The sequence below is a fragment of the Bradyrhizobium sp. RDI18 genome, assembly GCF_043203335.1.
GTDB classification, from domain to species: domain Bacteria; phylum Pseudomonadota; class Alphaproteobacteria; order Rhizobiales; family Xanthobacteraceae; genus Bradyrhizobium; species Bradyrhizobium retamae.
The window spans coordinates 3,756,512-3,773,810 of record NZ_JBICRN010000008.1 but is presented as its reverse complement, the minus strand read 5'-3'; the positions used below and the strand labels follow the sequence as shown (position 1 = coordinate 3,773,810).

Below are 17,299 nucleotides of genomic sequence, written 5' to 3'. Positions count from 1 at the left end.
GAAGAAGAATTCGTTCGGGGCAACCAAACGGGCGGGGCGAGTGTTACAGTCGGTCAAACGTCAGCGTGAGTATCTGGGTCATCGCAGCAGCGCATCGGAGCCAGCCGGTTCCGGAAGTTCAATGCCAACACTGATCGGCGCGGCGATGATCGCCGCTGCAATCTTGCTCTCGACGCTGCTCAACGCGCTCGGCAGCCGCTATGTCGGGTTCGAAAGCCCGACGGAAGAGAGCGCGTGGCTGGTCGATCGCCTCACCGGTCATGTCTACAAATGCCATGCGCCCCAGCCCGGCCGCGCCTCCTGCGAGGCCGAGATCGCAACCGGCAGCGTCGGAGAGCAGCAGAAGCGGTAAGGTGAGTTCGCGCCGCGAGGCGGCGGCAGGGAACCCGGGACTGCCCACACGCGCGAATCCCGCTACATTGCCGTGCGATGCCCCGCACGACTAAATCCCATCCCCTGACCAAGCTGGAAGCCCGGCGAATCTGGCTGCACGCTCAACGGCTCGACACCAGCGAACCTTTCGGCGCCGGACCGCAGGCGGTCGCGGCCGCAGTGGACCATCTCGGCTATGTCCAGATCGACACCATCCACGTCATCGAGCGCTGCCATCACCACATTCTCTATAGCCGCATCCCGGCTTACGCCCGCGCCGACCTGCGCCAGGCGCAGAGCGTCGACAAGAGCGTGTTCGAATACTGGACCCACGCCCTGTCCTATGTGCCGGCGAAGGATTTTCGCTTCTTCGTTCCGGCGATGCGAGAGCATCGGCGCGAAGGCCACCCATGGTTTGCCTCCGTCAAGCCGGAGGACACCCGCAAGGTGATGCGGCTGTTGCGGCGCGACGGCGCGCTCACCATCCGCGACATCGAGGATGACATCCTGACCGAGAAAGAGCATCTGTGGCAGAGCCGAAAACCGTCGAAACGGGCGCTGCAGCTTGCCTTCTACACCGGCGAGGTGACGATCTCCGAACGTACCGGCATGCTCAAGACCTATGAGTTGATGACGCGGCATTTCGGTTGGGACAAGCTGCCAAGGCCGGCTCCCTCGGCGGAGATCACCGCCTACCTGCTCGACCGCGCGCTTCGCTCCCAAGGCGTCGTCAGCCTGGATTCCGTCTGTCATCTCGACGCGCCGAGCAAGCCCGCGGTGCGGCGCCTGATCGAGGCGCGGGTACGGCGCAAGGAACTGGTGCCGGTCGCGCTCGAAGGCGCAGGCAAGCAGGAGCACTGGGCGCGGCCGGAACTGCTGGAGGCGAATGGGACGGCGGATATAAGCGAGGGCCCGGTGCACATCCTCTCGCCGTTCGACCCACTGATCATCCAGCGCAAGCGTACCGAGCTGTTCTTTGACTACGGCCACCGTTTCGAGGCCTATGTGCCGAAGGAGAAGCGCCTATTCGGCTATTTCGCGCTGCCGGTGCTGGTCGGCGAAGACATCGTCGCCGCCATCGATCTCAAAACCGACCGCCAGAACAAGAAACTCTTGATGCAGAAATGGAGCTGGGTCGGCAAGGGCGCGGTGAGGGCGGCGCGCAAGGACTACAAGCGGCGCATCGAGGAAGAGCTGGATCGCTTCGAGCGCTTTCAGTTGGGGGAGTAGCGTTTGCGTTCGGGAACCCGACTCCGCCTCATCGGTTAGTTCCATGGGTCGCAGCCCGGGAGGGCGACATGGGCAAGGACAAATCGGTTCTGGAAAAATTCACCGACACGGTGAAGGAGATTGCGAAAACCGCAACGGAAGCTGCCAACCAGGCGCTGAAAGCCGACGAGCCGGGGTTGAAGGCCGACGAACGCGCGGCGGCCTACGTGCCGCTTGCTGCCGATGGTCTCGTGTCCGATCCGCTGATGGTGCCGCCGACCGCAGCTGCGCCCGCACGGCGGAAGCGCACAACGAAACAACGGCGCAGCGCGCCGGTGGGGAGGGCCAGGAAAGCCGGAGCTGCCAAGTCTCGACGTGCGAAGTCTCGGACTGCGAAGACTCGAACTGCAGCCGCCAAGACTCGAACCGCACAGGCGCAGAGCGCCAAGAAGACGGCGAAAAGGTCGGCCGCAAGGAAATCGAGCAGCCAGAAATCAAGGCCGGCGAGCAAGGCCGCGAGAAGCGCGAAGAAGGCCACCGCAAAGAAGTCTCGCAAGAAAGCTCGACGTGCCTGATGCACGGGGTGGCGGGCGAGGCGAAAGCCGCATGGCCAGATGAAGGACTGCTCCAGCCCGGCGTTCGGCGCGAGGCTTCCTGAGTTCCGCTGTGCCGGGCTAAGAGCGGGCTGGTCCGGAGGCAATTCCGTGGGAAGCAATTGCCTCTTACCCATCCGTCTTCACGAATAACCTCACCCGTTTTCACGAATTGATGATTGCTGACGAATATTGACATTCGTCATTCGCCAATCAATACTCTTCATCAGTTTCCGCGATGGAGAGTTCAATGTTCGCCCGGTCCATTTTCTCTAGCTATTACAGGCTCTTGACAGGAGCTTTCTTGGCGTTTGCGGTGTTCGTGCTGGCCGGCTGCAACGAGAAGGCGGCCGAAAAGGCCGCTCCTGGGCGCCCGGTTCTGGTTGCCACCGTGCACTATGCGGCCGAGACACCGGAACGCAGTTTCGTTGGCACGATCCGTCCCCGGATCGAGACCGACATGGGCTTTCGCGTCCCCGGCAAGGTTGCCCGGCGTCTGGTCGAGGTTGGCCAGACCGTGGATGTCGGCCAGCCGCTCGCCACGCTCGATGAGGTCGATCTGAAGCTGCAGGCCGAGCAGGCCGAGGCCGAATTCCGCGCTGCCACCGGCGTGCTGGCGCAGGCCGGCGCCGCCGAGCAGCGCGCCAAGGATCTGCGCGCCAAGGGCTGGACCACGGATGCGCAGATGGATCGAGCCGCGCCGCCGCCGATGAAGCGCGCGCACGCCTTAATCGCGCCGAGCGGCAGGTCGAACTCACCAAGAATTCTCTGTCTTATGCGACGCTGCTGGCCGATAGCCGCGGCGTCGTCACCGCGACCCTGATCGATCCCGGCCAGGTCGTCGCCTCCGGCCAGACTGCGGTCCGCGTCGCGCGCTTTGGCGAAAAGGAAGCCGTGGTCGCGATTCCCGAGACGCTGGTCGGCCGCGCCAAGTCGGGCTCCGCCACCGTGACGCTGTGGTCGGATCTGGAGCGGAAATACACCGCGAAGCTGCGCGAGATCGCGCCTTCCGCCGATCCGGCGACGCGGACCTATCTGGCCAAATTCTCACTGCCGGATGCCGACGACAAAGTCTCGCTTGGCATGACCGCCACACTGACGCTTGCCGATGCCGCCAGCGAGCGCGTGGCAAAACTGCCGCTCTCGGCGCTGTTCAGCCAGGGCAGCAATCCCTCGCTCTATATCGTCGACGATTCCGGCGCGGTAACCCTGAAGCCGGTCATCGTGAAATCCTACGACAGCAACTCCGTCGTCATCGCAGGCGGCGTCAACGAGGGCGCCAAGGTGGTTGCGCTCGGCGTGCAGAAGCTCGATCCGGCCCAGAAGGTCCGGGTGGTCTCGTCGCTGTCGTTCTAGCCCCAAATAGATTTCGAAGTTGGAGAGTGACATGAAGCGCTTCAATCTTTCGGGCTGGGCCGTGAGCCATCCGACCCTGATCCTGTTCCTGATGATCGCGCTCGGCGTCGCTGGCTTCTTCTCCTACCAGCGGCTCGGCCGCGCCGAGGACCCGTTCTTCACCGTGAAGGTGGTGAACGTTTCTGCGATCTGGCCGGGCGCGACCGCGCAGGAAATGCAGACCCAGGTGGCCGACCCCATCGAGAAGAAGCTGCAGGAATTGCCGTTCTTCGAGAAGGTGCAGACCTATTCCAAGCCGGCGTTCACGGCGCTGCAGGTCACCTTCAAGGATCTGACGCCGCCGAAGGACGTGCCCTATCTGTTTTATCTGTTGCGCAAGAAGCTCGCCGATGTCCAGGGCCAGTTGCCCGCGGGCCTGCTCGGGCCGAACGTCAACGACGAATTTTCCGACGTCGATTCCATTCTCTACATGATGACCGGCGACGGCGCCGACTACGCGCAATTGAAGAAGGCCGCCGAAGGCATGCGTCAGCGCCTGTTGAAGGTTTCCGGCGTCACCAAGGTCAATCTCTACGGCACCCAGGACGAGCGCATTTTCGTCGAATTCTCCCACGCCAAGCTCGCAACGCTCGGCATCACGCCGCAGGCGCTATTCGATCTGCTCGCCAAGCAGAACAACGTCACGCCCGCTGGCACGGTGGAAACTTCTTCGCAGCGCGTGCCGCTGCGCGTCACCGGCGCACTCGATGGCGCCAAGGCAGTCGCGGAGACCCCGGTCGAAAGCAACGGCCGCGTGTTCCGGCTCGGCGATATCGCGACCGTCACCCACGGCTTCGTCGATCCCCCGACCTTCGTCGCCCGCCAGGAAGGCAAGCCTGCGATCGGCATCGGCGTCGTCACCACCAAGGGCGCCAACATCCTCGAACTCGGCAAGGAAGTCGAGAAGGCGACTAACGATTTCATGAAGGCGGTGCCGCAGGGCATCGAGATCGAGCAAATCGCCGACCAGCCAAAGGTGGTCGAGCGCGCCGTCGGCGAGTTCGTTCATTCCTTCATCGAGGCGCTGGCGATCGTGCTGTTCGTGTCGTTCGTCGCGCTCGGCTGGCGCACGGGAATCGTGGTCGCCATGTCGGTGCCGCTGGTGCTCGCGATCGTGTTCATCGTCATGAACGCAATGTCGATCGACCTGCACCGCATCACGCTCGGCGCGCTGATCATCGCGCTCGGCCTGTTGGTCGACGACGCCATCATCGCGGTGGAGATGATGGTGGTAAAAATGGAACAGGGCTGGGACCGCGTCCGCGCGGCGTCCTTTGCCTGGGAATCAACTGCGTTTCCGATGCTCACGGGGACGCTGGTCACGGCCGCTGGCTTCCTCCCCATCGGCTTTGCCAATTCGGCGGTCGGCGAATATGCCGGCGGCATCTTCTGGATCGTGGCGATCTCGCTGGTCGCGTCCTGGTTCGTGGCGGTAATCTTCACGCCTTATCTCGGCGTCAAGCTGCTGCCTAATATTGCCGTGCACCACAACCACGATCCGCACGCGATCTACGAGACGCGGATGTATCGGGGCCTGCGCGCCGTGGTGCAGTGGTGCGTCGACCACCGTATCAAGGTAGTGGCGGCGACCGTCGGCGTGTTCGCGCTGTCGATCGTCGGGTTCGGCAACGTGCAGCAGCAATTCTTCCCGCTTTCCGAACGGCCCGAGCTGTTCCTGCAGCTACGGCTGCCGGAAGGCACCGCCTTCAACGTCACGGAAAAGTCCGTCAAGAAGGCCGAAGCGCTCTTGAAGGACGACAAGGATATCGCGACCTACACCGCCTATGTCGGTCAGGGCTCGCCACGCTTCTGGCTCGGCCTCAATCCGCAACTGCCCAACGAGGCCTTTGCCGAGATCGTGATCGTCTCCAAGGACGTCGAGGCGCGCGAGCGGATCAAGGCGCGGCTGGAGAAGGCGGTCGCCGCGGGCGACCTGTCCGAAGCGCGCGTGCGCATCGATCGCTTCAATTTCGGTCCGCCGGTCGGTTTCCCGGTCCAGTTCCGCGTGATCGGCCCCGATCCCAACACCGTGCGCGACATCGCCTACAAGGTCCGCGATGTCATGAAGCAAAATCCCAATGTCACGGAGCCGCAGCTCGACTGGAACGAACAGTCGCCTTACTTGAAGCTCGTGGTCGATCAGGACCGGGCGAGGGCGCTCGGCCTCACCCCGCAGGACGTCTCGCAGGCGCTCGCCATGCTGATCTCGGGTGCACCGGTTACCACCATCCGCGACGGCATCGAGAAGGTGGGCGTGGTCGCGCGCGCGGTGCCGTCCGAACGGCTCGACCTCGGCCGCGTCGGCGAACTGACCGTGACGTCGCGCAACGGCGTCGCCGTGCCGCTGCAGCAGATTGCCAGGATCGAATATTCCCATGAGGAGCCGATCATGTGGCGGCGCAACCGCGATATGGCGATCACGGTGCGCACCGACGTCGTGGACGGCGTGCAGGCGCCCGACGTCACCAACCAGATCTGGCCGAAGCTGAAGGAAATCCGCGATCATCTCGAGCCGGCCTACCGGATCGAGCCCGGCGGCGCATTCGAGGAATCCGAAAAGGGCAACGCCTCGATCGCCCTGCTGTTTCCGCTGATGGCGCTGGTGATGCTCACCCTGCTGATGATCCAGTTGCAGAGCTTCTCGCGCCTGATCCTGGTGTTCCTGACCGCGCCGCTCGGCATCGTCGGCGCCTCGCTCGGCCTCAACATTGCCAACCAGCCGTTCGGCTTCGTGGCGCTGCTCGGACTGATCGCGCTGGCCGGCATGATCATGCGCAACGCCGTCATCCTGGTCGATCAGATCGAAGCCGACGTTTCCCAGGGCCTGACGCGGAGGGAAGCCATCGTCGAAGCCACCGTCCGGCGCGCCCGGCCGGTGGTGCTGACGGCGCTGGCGGCGATCCTGGCTATGATCCCGCTGTCGCGCTCCGCCTTCTGGGGGCCGATGGCGATCACCATCATGGGCGGCTTGTTCGTTGCAACCTTCCTGACCTTGCTGTACCTGCCGGGCCTTTACGCCCTGTGGTTCAGGAAGAGCCTGGACGAAAGCGGTCAGGCCGAGCAGCCCGATCTTGCGGCGCAACATCAGGCCAAGGCGCATCCCAAGGGTCCGCACGCAATTCCGCTTGCCGACGCCGCAGAATAATTGAACATTGAGAGCTGACATGACGCTGATTTCGGACCACATCGAGACTGACACCCGCGAGAAGATCCTCGTGGTGGCGGAGCGTCTGTTCAGGCAGATCGGCTACCAAAAGACGACGGTCGCCGACATCGCCAAGGAATTGCGGATGAGCCCCGCCAACGTCTATCGCTTCTTCGATCTGAAGAAGGCGATTCACGAGGGCGTGGCGCGGACCCTGATGGGCGAGGTCGAGGTCGAGGCGCAACGGATCGCGTCGACGCCCGGACCCGCGGCAGTCCGTCTGCGCGACATGATGAAGACCATCAATCGCATGAACACCGAGCGCTATGTCGGCGATTCCAAGCTGCATGAGATGGTCGAGATCGCGATGCAGGAGGACTGGGGCGTCTGCGTCGCTCATATGGAGATGATTGCCCGGACCATCGGCCAAGTGATCGGGCAGGGCGCCGCCTCCGGCGAGTTCGAGGTTGCCGATTTGCAGCTCGCCTCGCTTTGCGCCTGCACCGCGATGATGCGGTTCTTCCACCCGCAGATGATCGCGCAATGCGCCACCAAGCCCGGCCCGACGATCGACGAAATGATCGATTTCGTCATTGCGGGGTTGTCGCCACGTGCCAAGGCGAATTGAGCTCTTCGCCACTTGACTCCACCGTCATTGCGAGCGAAGCGACATGTCCGCCGTAGCTTTAGCGAAGGCGGAAGCAATCCATCGCGCCGCGTGCCGTGACGTGGATTGCTTCGTCGCAAGCGCTCCCTAGCGCAAACGCTTCGCGTTTGTCGCAGGCAATGACGAAGAAGGACGAGCCGGAATGGACGCCAAGAGCCCAAAAGACCTGCATTTCTATGAGCCGAAGAACGGCCACGGCCTCAAGCACGACCCCTTCAACGCCATCATTGCGCCGCGCCCGATCGGGTGGATTTCCTCACGCGATGGCAAGGGCAACGTCAATCTGGCGCCTTACAGCTTCTTCAACGCCTTCTGCTATCACCCGCCGATTATCGGCTTTTCCTCCACCAACTGGAAAGACAGCGCGGGCAATATCCAGGAGACCGGCGAGTTCGTCTGGAATCTCGCCACGATGGATCTGGCGAAGCATATGAACGCGACGGCGGCCCACGTTGCCCCTGAAGTCGATGAGTTCAAACTCGCAGGCCTTACGGCCGCATCATGCAAGCTCGTCAACGTGCCCCGGGTAGCGGAAAGCCCCGTTGCCTTCGAATGCAAACTGACGCAGATCATCCAGTTGCAGGGCAAGGATGGCGAAAAGGCGCAGGCCTGGCTGACGCTCGGCGAAGTCGTCGCCGTCCACATCGACAAGGCCTTCATCAAGGATGGCGTCTACCAGACCGGCCTCGCCCATCCGATCGTCCGCGCCGGCCGCCGCGGCGACTATTTCGAGATCAAGCCGGAAAACATGTTCGAGATGATCCGGCCGGATTAAGCGAATGTAGAGCGGATGGAGCCAACGGGTCGCGCGCAGGCGCGCCCCACGGCAACAGGGAACTCCGACGCGCCGAAATGCTTATCGTCGGTATTTCGGAGATTGCCGATGATCCGCTTGTTTGCCGGGCTGACCGTGCTCGCCTGCCTTGTCCAGCCGGCCCTCGCAGGCCCCGATGCGGCAGCGATCAACAACGCGGAGTTCAGGGGCAAGCCGCCGGCCAACGGCAAGATCGATCCCATTGTCGTCAAGGCTCAGGTGCTGCTCGACCGCGCTAATTTCTCGCCAGGCGAGATCGACGGCAAGCTCGGCGAGAACGCCCAGAAAGCCTTGCGGGCGTTCGCCGAAGCCAAAGGCCTCATCGTCAACAAGCAGCCGCTGACCCCGGAGATCTGGGGCGCTTTGATCGCGACGAGCGCGGATGCCATCATCGTCGACTACAAGATCGCAGCGGCAGACGTGAAGGGACCGTTCCTCAAGGAACTCCCCGCCAGGATGGAAGACATGAAACGGCTGAAGGCGCTTAGTTACACCAGCCCGCGCGAGGCCATCGCCGAAAAATTTCACATGAGCGAGGCGCTGCTCGCGGCCCTCAACCCCGGCAAGAAACTCGACGAGGTCGACCAGACGATCTCGGTGATCAATGTGATGGCGAAAGAGACGAAACCAATTGCAACCCGCGTCGAGGTCGACAAGAGCTCCCAGACCGTCAAGGCGTTCGCGAATTCCGACCTGATCGCCTTCTTTCCCGCAACCGTCGGAAGCGAAGAAAAGCCGACCCCGAGCGGCGTGCTCAAGGTGATCTCGATAGATGCCCGCCCGTACTACCGCTACAACCCGGATTATAAATTCAAGGAAGTCAGATCCAGGCGCGCCTTCACGATCAAACCCGGGCCGAACAACCCCGTCGGAACGCAGTGGATTGGACTTTCCGCGGAAGGCTACGGCATTCACGGCACGGCCAATCCGTCGAAGGTAAGCAAGGCGGAATCTCACGGCTGCGTGCGTCTCACCAATTGGGACGCCGACAAGCTGGCCAGGCTACTGAAGAAGGGCGTGGAGGTTGCTTTCATCGAGCGCGAGGCGGCCAACAGGAAGTGACGTCTGGTGGGAGGAGGGCTGGTACGCAATTTTTCATGGTCGCCACCAACACATTTGCAATGACGCATGTGAGCGGTGAATATGCGCCATGTCATTTGCCTCGCTCCAGAACAATGTCCGAAAGCTCTACGAGGGTGCAACACCGGAAGGCGTTCGTTTTCGCTATGCACTGCTGGTGTTCGACATCGTAACCGTCCTGTTCATCATCGCGACGTCGTTTTTCCCCTCCAACGATATCACTGAAATACTCGATGTCCTGTTCGGCATTGTGATCCTGGCGGATTTTTCAGCGCGGCTGCTCGTCAGCCGGCATCGAATGCTTGAGTTCACACGCTTCTCGACATGGACGGATGTCGTCGCGATCATTTCATTCCTGGCGCCGCTGGCCGGAGAGGCCGGTGGTTTTCTGCGGATCCTGCGAACGCTGCGGCTGCTGCGCGACTATCAGATGCTGGTGAGGCTGCGCCAGGACAGTTCATTCTTCCGGCGCAACGAGGAGGTGATCTTTGCGGTGACCAATCTGGCGGTCTTCATCTTCGTGATGACCGCGATCGTCTATGAGACGCAAAAATTCCGTAACCCTCAGATATCGAACTATGCAGACGCGCTCTATTTCACCGTCACGGCGCTGACGACGACCGGCTTTGGCGACATCACCCTGCCCGGGACTGTCGGCCGCATGATCTCGGTCGTCATCATGATTTTCGGAGTCACCCTGTTTTTCAATCTTGCCCGCGCGCTGCTCTCGCCCAACAAGGTGCGGTTTGCTTGTCCCGCCTGCGGATTACAGCGCCATGACAGCGATGCGGTTCACTGCAAGGCCTGCGGTACGGTGTTGAATATTCCCGACGAAGGTTTGACGTAGCGCGGCTGCCACCGGATCATTCGTCCGTGGCAAACGCGTCGTAACCAGCTTCTTGAACGCGGGTGTGATGCGTCCACGTTCGTTCTGGGTCTGCTCCAGCAGGATGTAGATCATGTCCAGCTTCGGGTCGACACCGAAATAAGTGCCGCTGCCACTATCCCATTTGAGTTCGCCGATCGAACCTGGCGGCGGCGGTTTGGCATTTCCCGGATCGGTGCGCACGGCAAAACCATAGCCGTAGCCAAAGCCATCTCCGGGAAAGTAGTAATAATCCCGCGCGACGCCGGAGCCGGGCCCGATATGGTCTGACGTCATCGACTTGAATGCGGCCGGGCTAAGGAAGCGTTTGCCATCGAGTTGCCCGCCGTTAAGGATCATCTGCGCAAAACGGGCATAGTCGTTCAGCGTCGAGACCAACCCGCCGCCGCCGGATTCCCATTCGGATGGGCACGGCGTTCAGCCTCCGCAAGTTTCAGGATGGTACCGCTTGGCAGCGGCTCCGCCATCCGCGCGCGTTCGTCGGCACTTTCCAGCACGAATTTCGTGCTGGTCATGCCAAGCGGATCGAAGATGTGCTGCTTTTCAAACTGATAGAGTGTCTGCCCGGATACGATCTCGATGATGCGTCCGAGGACGTCGGTTGAATGTCCGTAACGCCAAAGCGTGCCGGGTTGTCGTGCCAGGGGCAATCTGGCGATGCGATCGGCAAACACCTTGTTATCGTAACGCCCATCGAAAAGGCCCGATCCCGAATAGGCCTTCATGATCAGCTTGCCGCCGATGTAATCGTACGTGATGCCCGACGTATGGCGTAGTAGATCCATGATGGTCACCGGCCGATCTGCCGGGACAAGCGTCAAAACGTTCTTGCCGTCAACAGTGTCAGAACCGACAACTACCTTCGCGTCAGCAAACCCCGGAATGAATTTGGACGCGGGATCGGCGGGCGAGAGCTTGCCTGCGTCGATCAGCATCATCGCCGCGACACTGGTGATCGGCTTCGTCATGGAATGAAGCGCAAAGATCGTATCTGATGTCATCGGAGCCTTGGTCTCGACGTCCTGAACGCCGAAACATTTCAGATAGACCGGCCTGCCGTGTTGCTGAATCAATACGACGGCGCCCGGCAACTTCCCGTTCGCAACTTCATTGTTGAAAAATTCAGTGATGCGTTCGAGCTTGCTCGGAGACGGCGCGGGGACTGTGGCCGCCTCGTTGGCCGCGGCTATGTCAGTCGAGATCGCCAATAACAGGACCGCAGCAAAAAGTCGTTTGGCGCTAGCTCCCGCCGTGCAATGCCATATCTGCCGGGTCGGCATCTTCATTTTGATTTGCCCCGCGGACCGATTGATTTGCCGGAGAATTCGACCAGTTGCCGAATGACTAGCATGTTGCGCACCTTGTCGCCACTTGGGCAATTGCCCCAAGCGCGATGATGGGCGCAGCCTCCTGACAGACATGCATTGGACGAGGTGATGCCATTTTCGGCTGCAAGCTTGAGCAGAGAGCAGAATCGAAGCTCTCGTAACCAGGTGCGGACTTGGTTAACCTCAGGTTGCCAGGTCGGATCAACGGCCGGCGAACAGATTGGGAGGATGCGATGACACGCCAGGAGCGGCGCGATCCAGAACAGCAGCGCGATCCAGAAGTGACGATTTCACGACGAACGCTTGTCCACGGCTTGGCCGCCTGCGCTGGCGCGACGGTGGCAGGAGTCAGCGGTGCGCTGGCCCAGACCGGTCCGGTGGCGCCTCCGTCAACAGTCACCAGCCCGCCGCGCGATTTCAGTCCGCGCGGTGCCCCCACCACCTATTTCTGGGACCCCGACATCATCGCCGTCGATCCATCCTTCAACAATCTCGCCCAGCCCAATACGGCGATCAAACGCCTCTACACCGGTCTGTTGTGGGCCGAAGGCCCCGCCTGGAGCGCGCAGGGACGTTATCTCCTGTGGAGCGACATTCCCAATAACAGGCAGATGCGATGGTCGGAGGATGACGGTCATGTCAGCGTCTTCCGTACGCCGTCCAACAACAGTAACGGCAACTCGTTCGATTTTCAGGGACGACAGCTTTCCTGCGAGCATCTCACCCGGCGCGTCGTGCGCTATGAGCACGACGGCACCGCGACCGTGCTGGCTGATTCCTACAACGGCAAGAAGCTGAACTCGCCGAACGACGTCGTCGCGCATCCGGACGGCAGCTACTGGTTCACCGATCCGCCCTATGGCGGCATTCTCTATGAGGGTGAGCCTGACGTCGCGGGTGGGCCGAGCAATCCTGCCGGCCAGCTCAATCCGCGGATCGGTCAGCCGGCAGGCTTCGTGCCGGGCAAGCGCGAACTGCCGACCAACTGCTATCGCATCGATCCGTCCGGCCGTGTCGACCTCGTCGTGACCGAGGAACAGGTGCCCGATCCCAACGGCCTCTGCTTTTCGCCCGACTACAAAAAGCTGTATGTCGCCTCTACCGGCAAGGGGCCGGGCGACACCGGTCCGGGCGGCAAGGGCGACATGTTCGTGTTCGACGTCGGCACCGACAACAAGCTGACCAACCACAAGCGATTCAGCGATTTCATGGTCGATGGCGTGAAGTGCGGACCGGACGGCGTGCGCTGTGACGTCAACGGCAATGTCTGGTGCTCCAGCAATGCCGGCCGTGCCGTTGGCTACAGCGGCGTGACGGTATGGTCCCCGGAGGGCAAGCTGATCGGCCGCATCCGCTTGCCCGAAGTGTGCGGCAACATCTGCTTCGGCGGCCCCAAGCGCAACCGCCTGTTCATGGCCGCGAGCCAGTCGCTCTACGCCGTGTACACGGCAACGCAGGGTGCCGGACCGGGCTGACCGGCTAGCCTTGCTCACCGCGTCATTCCGGGATGCGCCCACTTGGGCGCAGGCCCGGAATCCATGGAGCCGCAGAGGTCGATGCTAAATGGATTCTGGGCTCTCGCTTCGCGAGTCCCGGAATGACGAGAGGGCGATTCATTAAAATTTGCTGCAAATTGGCAACCGTCAACCAACCGCTCCGGCAAAAGTTGGGCACGGTTAAACTGAGCGTTTATTGCGAACGGTCCACCTTCTTCGCAAGAAGGGAGGCTCGTCCACCAAATGCCCATACTCAAATATTTTACCGTCGTAGGATCGACACTGCTCGTATTCCTGTTTGTTTCGAACGCTTACCTCACCGACGACGAAAGCAATTTGCGCTTCGATGGATCGTTGTACGGGAGCGCGCTTTACGCGCCTCGCGTGGCAGAAACCCAAGCGACCGCCGAGCTTCGCTTTACCCGCGATGTCACGCCTGCCGTCCGCGTCAGGGAAGTATTTGCCGTGTTCGTCCCCAATGAGCGACGCCGCAACAAGCGTGATTCATAACACCGGCGTGCCCGCGGTTGAGACCGGTGGGCACTCCCGAGCGGCATCCATCCGGCAACGTTGCCGGTCTCTAAACGCCGGATAATGCAGGCATTTTGGAACGGGTCCGGGCCTCTGCCGTTATCTCCGAGTTCAGTTTCGCTTCATTTCCCGATGCGAAGTGTCTCCGAAACCCGTGCTTTTCAGCTAGGATGAACCCATGTTTGGTATAGGTGAGGCGAGACGTCGCGCCCCGATCATGAGGAGGTCGCCATGAGCTTCCGCCGCGATTTCATTAGCAAACCGATCTTCGCTTTCGCGCGCGGCGCGATGCCCGCGATGTCCGATACCGAGCGCGAGGCGCTGGAGGCGGGCGACGTCTGGTGGGACGCCGATCTCTTCACCGGTAATCCGGACTGGTCGAAATTGCTGGCTGTCGCGCCGGCGACGCTGACTGAAGAGGAAAACGCCTTTCTCAACGGCCCCGTCGACGAGCTTTGCACCATGCTCGACGAATGGAAGATCAATTGGGAATGGCGCGATCTTCCACCGGAGGTATGGTCCTTCATCAAGCGCCACAAGTTCTTCGGCATGATCATTCCGAAGGAGTTTGGCGGGCTCGGCTTCTCGCCTTATGCGCATTCGGAAGTGGTGCGAAAGCTATCGTCGCGCTCGCTGACCGCAGCCGTCACCGTGATGGTGCCGAATTCGCTCGGCCCGGGCGAGTTGTTGATGCGCTTCGGTACCAAGGAGCAGCAGGATAGATGGCTGCCGCGGCTCGCCGAAGGCGCCGACATTCCTTGCTTCGGCCTGACCAGCCCGGAAGCCGGCTCGGACGCGGCCTCGATGGTCGACACCGGGATCATCTGCAAGGGAAATTTCGAAGGCAAGGAAGTCATCGGCCTGCGCCTGAACTGGCACAAGCGCTACATCACGCTCGGTCCTGTCGCGACGCTGCTCGGTCTCGCCTTCAAGGCCTATGATCCCGATCATCTCGTGGGCCAGCAGGAAGAACTCGGCATTACTGTCGCCCTGATCCCGACCCATCTGCCCGGCGTCGAGATCGGCCGCCGCCATCTGCCGGCGATGCAGATGTTCCAGAACGGTCCGAACTGGGGTCGCGATGTCTTCATCCCGATGGATTACATCATCGGCGGGCAGGAGCGGTTCGGGCAGGGCTGGAAGATGCTGATGACGGCGCTCGCCGCCGGCCGCGGCATCTCGCTGCCGTCGCTGTCCGCCGCGGGGGCGGCGTATGCGGCACGCACCACCGGCGCCTATGCCCGCATCCGGGAGCAGTTCGGTATCTCCATCGGCAAGTTCGAAGGCATCGAGGAGCCGCTCGCGCGCATCGCCGGCACCGCCTATCTGCTCGATGCCGCGCGGCGGCTGACCTGCGCCGCGCTCAACCAGGGGCATCATCCCGCCGTCATCTCCGGCATCATGAAGCTGCACGCCACCGAGCGGATGCGGATCGTGATCGACGACGCCATGGATATCCATGGCGGCAAGGCCGTGATCGACGGACCGCAGAACTACATGGGCAGCCTCTATCGCGCGGTGCCGGTCGGCATCACCGTTGAAGGCGCCAATATCCTCACGCGAAATCTCATCGTGTTCGGGCAAGGTGCGATCCGCGCTCATCCATTCCTGCTCGACGAAATGAATGCGCTGGGTGAAGCCGACCGGCCTAAGGGCTTGGAAGCCTTCGACAAGGCATTCTGGAGTCATGTCGGCCACAGCTTCAAGACCATGTTCCGTGCCTGGGGCCGAAGCTGGACCTTCGGCCTGTTTGCGCCAGCGCCCGATGCCGCCGAGGCGACGCGGTTCTACCGCCAGCTCTCGCGCTACTCCGCAGGCTTCGCGCTGTGCGCCGACATGGCGCTGTTGACGCTTGGCGGCGCGCTCAAACGCAAGGAAATGCTCTCGGCCCGGTTCGGCGACATTCTGTCCGAACTGTATCTGCTGTCCGCCGCGCTGAAACGCTGGCAGGACGAGGGACGGCAGAAGGAAGATTTCGCTGCGCTCGAATGGTGCATGGCGAGCGGCTTCAAGACCATCGAGAACCGCTTTGCGGAAACTCTGGCCAATCTGCCGAACCGGTTCGTGGCGGTGATCCTGAAATTCCTGATCCAGCCGTTCGGTGCGCGCGTGCTCGGCCCCTCCGACCGCATCGTGCATCAATGTGCGCAGCTCGTGCTGGAGCCATCGGCGGCGCGCGACCGGCTCACCTCCGGTCTGTCAGCCGTCGATGATGATGGCGGCATCGCGCGGCTGGAGAAGGCGTTCCGGCTGGTGGCGGCTGCGGACGACGTCGCAAAGCAGATGCGCGCCGCGCGGCTGCATGACTGGAGAGAGGCGGTGAAGAAGGGTGTCATCACTCAGGCCCAGGGCGAGAAGCTGCAGGCTGCACATGAAGCCGTTGCCAAGGTGATCGAGGTCGACGATTTCGCGCCCGAGGCGTTGTCGCCGATTTACAGCAAGGGGGCTGACGTGCATCAGTTCTTCCAGGAACTGGGTGAACAGAGGGCAGCAAGCTGATGGCGCGACCGGTCTTTATCGTCGACGGCAGCCGGACGCCGTTCCTGAAAGCGCGCTCCGGCCCGGGGCCCTTCACGCCGGTTGATCTCGCCGTTCAATGCGGGCGTCCGCTGATGGCGCGGCAACCCTTTGCGCCATCGGCGTTCGATCAGGTCATTCTCGGCTGCGTCAACGTCATCGCCGACGAGATGAATCCGGCCCGTGTCGCCGCGCTCCGGCTCGGCATGGGCGAGAAGATGGTCGCCTTCACCGTGCAGATCAATTGCGGCTCCGGCATGCAGTCGATCGACACCGGCTATCGTTACATCCGCGAGGGCGTCTCCGACCTGATCCTGGCCGGCGGCGCCGAAGCGCTGAGCCATGCCCCGCTGGTCTGGCCGCAACAGGGCGTGCGCTGGTTCGCAGGGCTTGCAGGGGCAAAAGGCATCGGCGCGAAAGTCATGGCGGCGCTGAAAGTGAAGCCCGGCTATTTCAAGCCGATCATTGGGCTTGAGCGCGGCCTGACCGATCCCATCACCGAACTCAATATGGGTCAGACCGCCGAGGTGGTCGGCCATCTCTTCGGCATCACCCGCGCGCAATCGGATGCCTATGCCGCCGAAAGCCACAAGCGACTCGCAAAGGCGCAATCGCAGGGCTGGCTCAAAGATGAAGTAGAGACCGCATTCGCGCGCGACGGAAAGTTCTACGATCACGACGACGGCGTGCGGCCGGACTCGACACCGGAGAGCTTGGCAAAGCTGAGGCCGGTGTTCGAGCGTCCCTGGGGTAAGGTCACCGCCGGCAATTCCTCGCAGATCACGGATGGCGCGTCCTGGGTGATCCTGGCTTCCGAAGAGGCCGTCGCCAAGCACGGCCTGACGCCGAAGGCGGTCATCCTCGACAGCCAGTGGTCGGCGCTCGATCCCGGCATCATGGGCCTGGGGCCGGTGCTGTCGGCGACGGAGCTTCTCAAGCGCAACAAGCTGACGCTTTCGGATATCGAGAGCTGGGAATTGAACGAGGCGTTTGCGACGCAGGTGCTGGGCTGCCTCGCCGCCTGGAACGACGAAAAATTCTGCAAGGAGATTCTCGGCCTTGATGGCGCGGCGGGCGAGCTCGATCAGACAAAGTTGAACGTCGATGGCGGCGCGATCAGCCTCGGCCATCCCGTAGGCTGCAGCGGCAACCGCATCGTGCTGCATTTGGTCAACGCCATGAAGCGATTGGGCACCAGGCGCGGCATCGCCACCGAATGTATCGGCGGCGGGCAGGGCGGCGCGATGTTGATAGAGACGGTGTGAG

The 17,299-nt window shown here is 62.2% G+C and carries 12 protein-coding genes and 2 pseudogenes; 13 read left to right on the top strand and 1 reads right to left on the bottom strand.

What is annotated here, in order from left to right:
• The first annotated feature begins 121 nt into the window (after positions 1-121).
• The 9 genes and pseudogenes from ACFXS9_RS27145 (at position 122) to ACFXS9_RS27105 (ending at position 10,122) form a co-directional block, all read left to right on the top strand.
• Entirely contained in the window at positions 122-352 is a 231-nt protein-coding gene (locus tag ACFXS9_RS27145; RefSeq protein WP_028349533.1) for a hypothetical protein, read from the top strand.
• Positions 353-429: 77 nt separating this feature from the next.
• Entirely contained in the window at positions 430-1,602 is a 1,173-nt protein-coding gene (locus ACFXS9_RS27140; RefSeq protein WP_392693963.1) for a winged helix-turn-helix domain-containing protein, read from the top strand.
• A 68-nt stretch (positions 1,603-1,670) separates the two neighbouring features.
• Positions 1,671-2,156 carry a hypothetical protein gene (locus ACFXS9_RS27135; protein ID WP_392693961.1) on the top strand — a complete coding sequence of 162 codons (486 nt, stop codon included), beginning with the start codon at positions 1,671-1,673 and terminating at the stop codon, positions 2,154-2,156.
• Positions 2,157-2,424: 268 nt separating this feature from the next.
• A pseudogene (locus ACFXS9_RS27130) lies at positions 2,425-3,530 on the top strand (efflux RND transporter periplasmic adaptor subunit).
• A gap of 31 nt (positions 3,531-3,561) precedes the next feature.
• Entirely contained in the window at positions 3,562-6,714 is a 3,153-nt protein-coding gene (locus tag ACFXS9_RS27125; protein WP_392693959.1) for an efflux RND transporter permease subunit, read from the top strand.
• A gap of 19 nt (positions 6,715-6,733) precedes the next feature.
• Positions 6,734-7,342: a TetR/AcrR family transcriptional regulator gene (locus ACFXS9_RS27120; protein ID WP_392693957.1), complete on the top strand. Its 609-nt coding sequence runs from the start codon at positions 6,734-6,736 to the stop codon at positions 7,340-7,342.
• A 181-nt stretch (positions 7,343-7,523) separates the two neighbouring features.
• Positions 7,524-8,156 (top strand): flavin reductase family protein, encoded by a 633-nt coding sequence (locus ACFXS9_RS27115; protein ID WP_392693955.1) that lies wholly within the window; start codon positions 7,524-7,526, stop codon positions 8,154-8,156.
• A 108-nt stretch (positions 8,157-8,264) separates the two neighbouring features.
• Positions 8,265-9,257: a L,D-transpeptidase family protein gene (locus ACFXS9_RS27110; RefSeq protein ID WP_392693953.1), complete on the top strand. Its 993-nt coding sequence runs from the start codon at positions 8,265-8,267 to the stop codon at positions 9,255-9,257.
• Between the two features lie 88 nt (positions 9,258-9,345).
• Positions 9,346-10,122 carry a potassium channel family protein gene (locus ACFXS9_RS27105; protein ID WP_392693951.1) on the top strand — a complete coding sequence of 259 codons (777 nt, stop codon included), beginning with the start codon at positions 9,346-9,348 and terminating at the stop codon, positions 10,120-10,122.
• A gap of 42 nt (positions 10,123-10,164) precedes the next feature.
• On the opposite strand, the pseudogene ACFXS9_RS27100 reads toward ACFXS9_RS27105, so the two are convergent.
• Positions 10,165-11,441: pseudogene (locus tag ACFXS9_RS27100) on the bottom strand (serine hydrolase domain-containing protein); the annotation flags it as partial.
• A gap of 281 nt (positions 11,442-11,722) precedes the next feature.
• Between ACFXS9_RS27100 and ACFXS9_RS27095 the strand changes: the two are divergent.
• The 4 genes from ACFXS9_RS27095 to ACFXS9_RS27080 all read left to right on the top strand — a co-directional run bounded on the left by ACFXS9_RS27095 (position 11,723) and on the right by ACFXS9_RS27080 (position 17,298).
• On the top strand, positions 11,723-12,964 hold the full coding sequence (locus ACFXS9_RS27095) for an SMP-30/gluconolactonase/LRE family protein (protein WP_392693949.1): 1,242 nt from the start codon (positions 11,723-11,725) through the stop codon (positions 12,962-12,964).
• Positions 12,965-13,228: 264 nt separating this feature from the next.
• Positions 13,229-13,495, top strand: coding sequence for a hypothetical protein (locus ACFXS9_RS27090; protein WP_392693947.1), 267 nt, complete (start codon positions 13,229-13,231; stop codon positions 13,493-13,495).
• A gap of 252 nt (positions 13,496-13,747) precedes the next feature.
• Positions 13,748-16,015, top strand: coding sequence for an acyl-CoA dehydrogenase (locus tag ACFXS9_RS27085; RefSeq protein ID WP_392693944.1), 2,268 nt, complete (start codon positions 13,748-13,750; stop codon positions 16,013-16,015).
• Positions 16,015-17,298, top strand: coding sequence for an acetyl-CoA C-acetyltransferase (locus ACFXS9_RS27080; RefSeq protein ID WP_392693941.1), 1,284 nt, complete (start codon positions 16,015-16,017; stop codon positions 17,296-17,298). The genes ACFXS9_RS27085 and ACFXS9_RS27080 overlap by 1 nt, the downstream gene beginning before the upstream one ends.
• Position 17,299: the final 1 nt, after the last annotated feature.

Bases quoted from the DNA above. Each gene is read 5' to 3' on its own strand.
- ACFXS9_RS27145 (WP_028349533.1), top strand. From the start codon at position 122: ATGCCAACACTGATCGGCGCGGCGATGATCGCCGCTGCAATCTTGCTC.
- ACFXS9_RS27140 (WP_392693963.1), top strand. From the start codon at position 430: ATGCCCCGCACGACTAAATCCCATCCCCTGACCAAGCTGGAAGCCCGG.
- ACFXS9_RS27135 (WP_392693961.1), top strand. From the start codon at position 1,671: ATGGGCAAGGACAAATCGGTTCTGGAAAAATTCACCGACACGGTGAAG.
- ACFXS9_RS27125 (WP_392693959.1), top strand. From the start codon at position 3,562: ATGAAGCGCTTCAATCTTTCGGGCTGGGCCGTGAGCCATCCGACCCTG.
- ACFXS9_RS27120 (WP_392693957.1), top strand. From the start codon at position 6,734: ATGACGCTGATTTCGGACCACATCGAGACTGACACCCGCGAGAAGATC.
- ACFXS9_RS27115 (WP_392693955.1), top strand. From the start codon at position 7,524: ATGGACGCCAAGAGCCCAAAAGACCTGCATTTCTATGAGCCGAAGAAC.
- ACFXS9_RS27110 (WP_392693953.1), top strand. From the start codon at position 8,265: ATGATCCGCTTGTTTGCCGGGCTGACCGTGCTCGCCTGCCTTGTCCAG.
- ACFXS9_RS27105 (WP_392693951.1), top strand. From the start codon at position 9,346: ATGTCATTTGCCTCGCTCCAGAACAATGTCCGAAAGCTCTACGAGGGT.
- ACFXS9_RS27095 (WP_392693949.1), top strand. From the start codon at position 11,723: ATGACACGCCAGGAGCGGCGCGATCCAGAACAGCAGCGCGATCCAGAA.
- ACFXS9_RS27090 (WP_392693947.1), top strand. From the start codon at position 13,229: ATGCCCATACTCAAATATTTTACCGTCGTAGGATCGACACTGCTCGTA.
- ACFXS9_RS27085 (WP_392693944.1), top strand. From the start codon at position 13,748: ATGAGCTTCCGCCGCGATTTCATTAGCAAACCGATCTTCGCTTTCGCG.
- ACFXS9_RS27080 (WP_392693941.1), top strand. From the start codon at position 16,015: ATGGCGCGACCGGTCTTTATCGTCGACGGCAGCCGGACGCCGTTCCTG.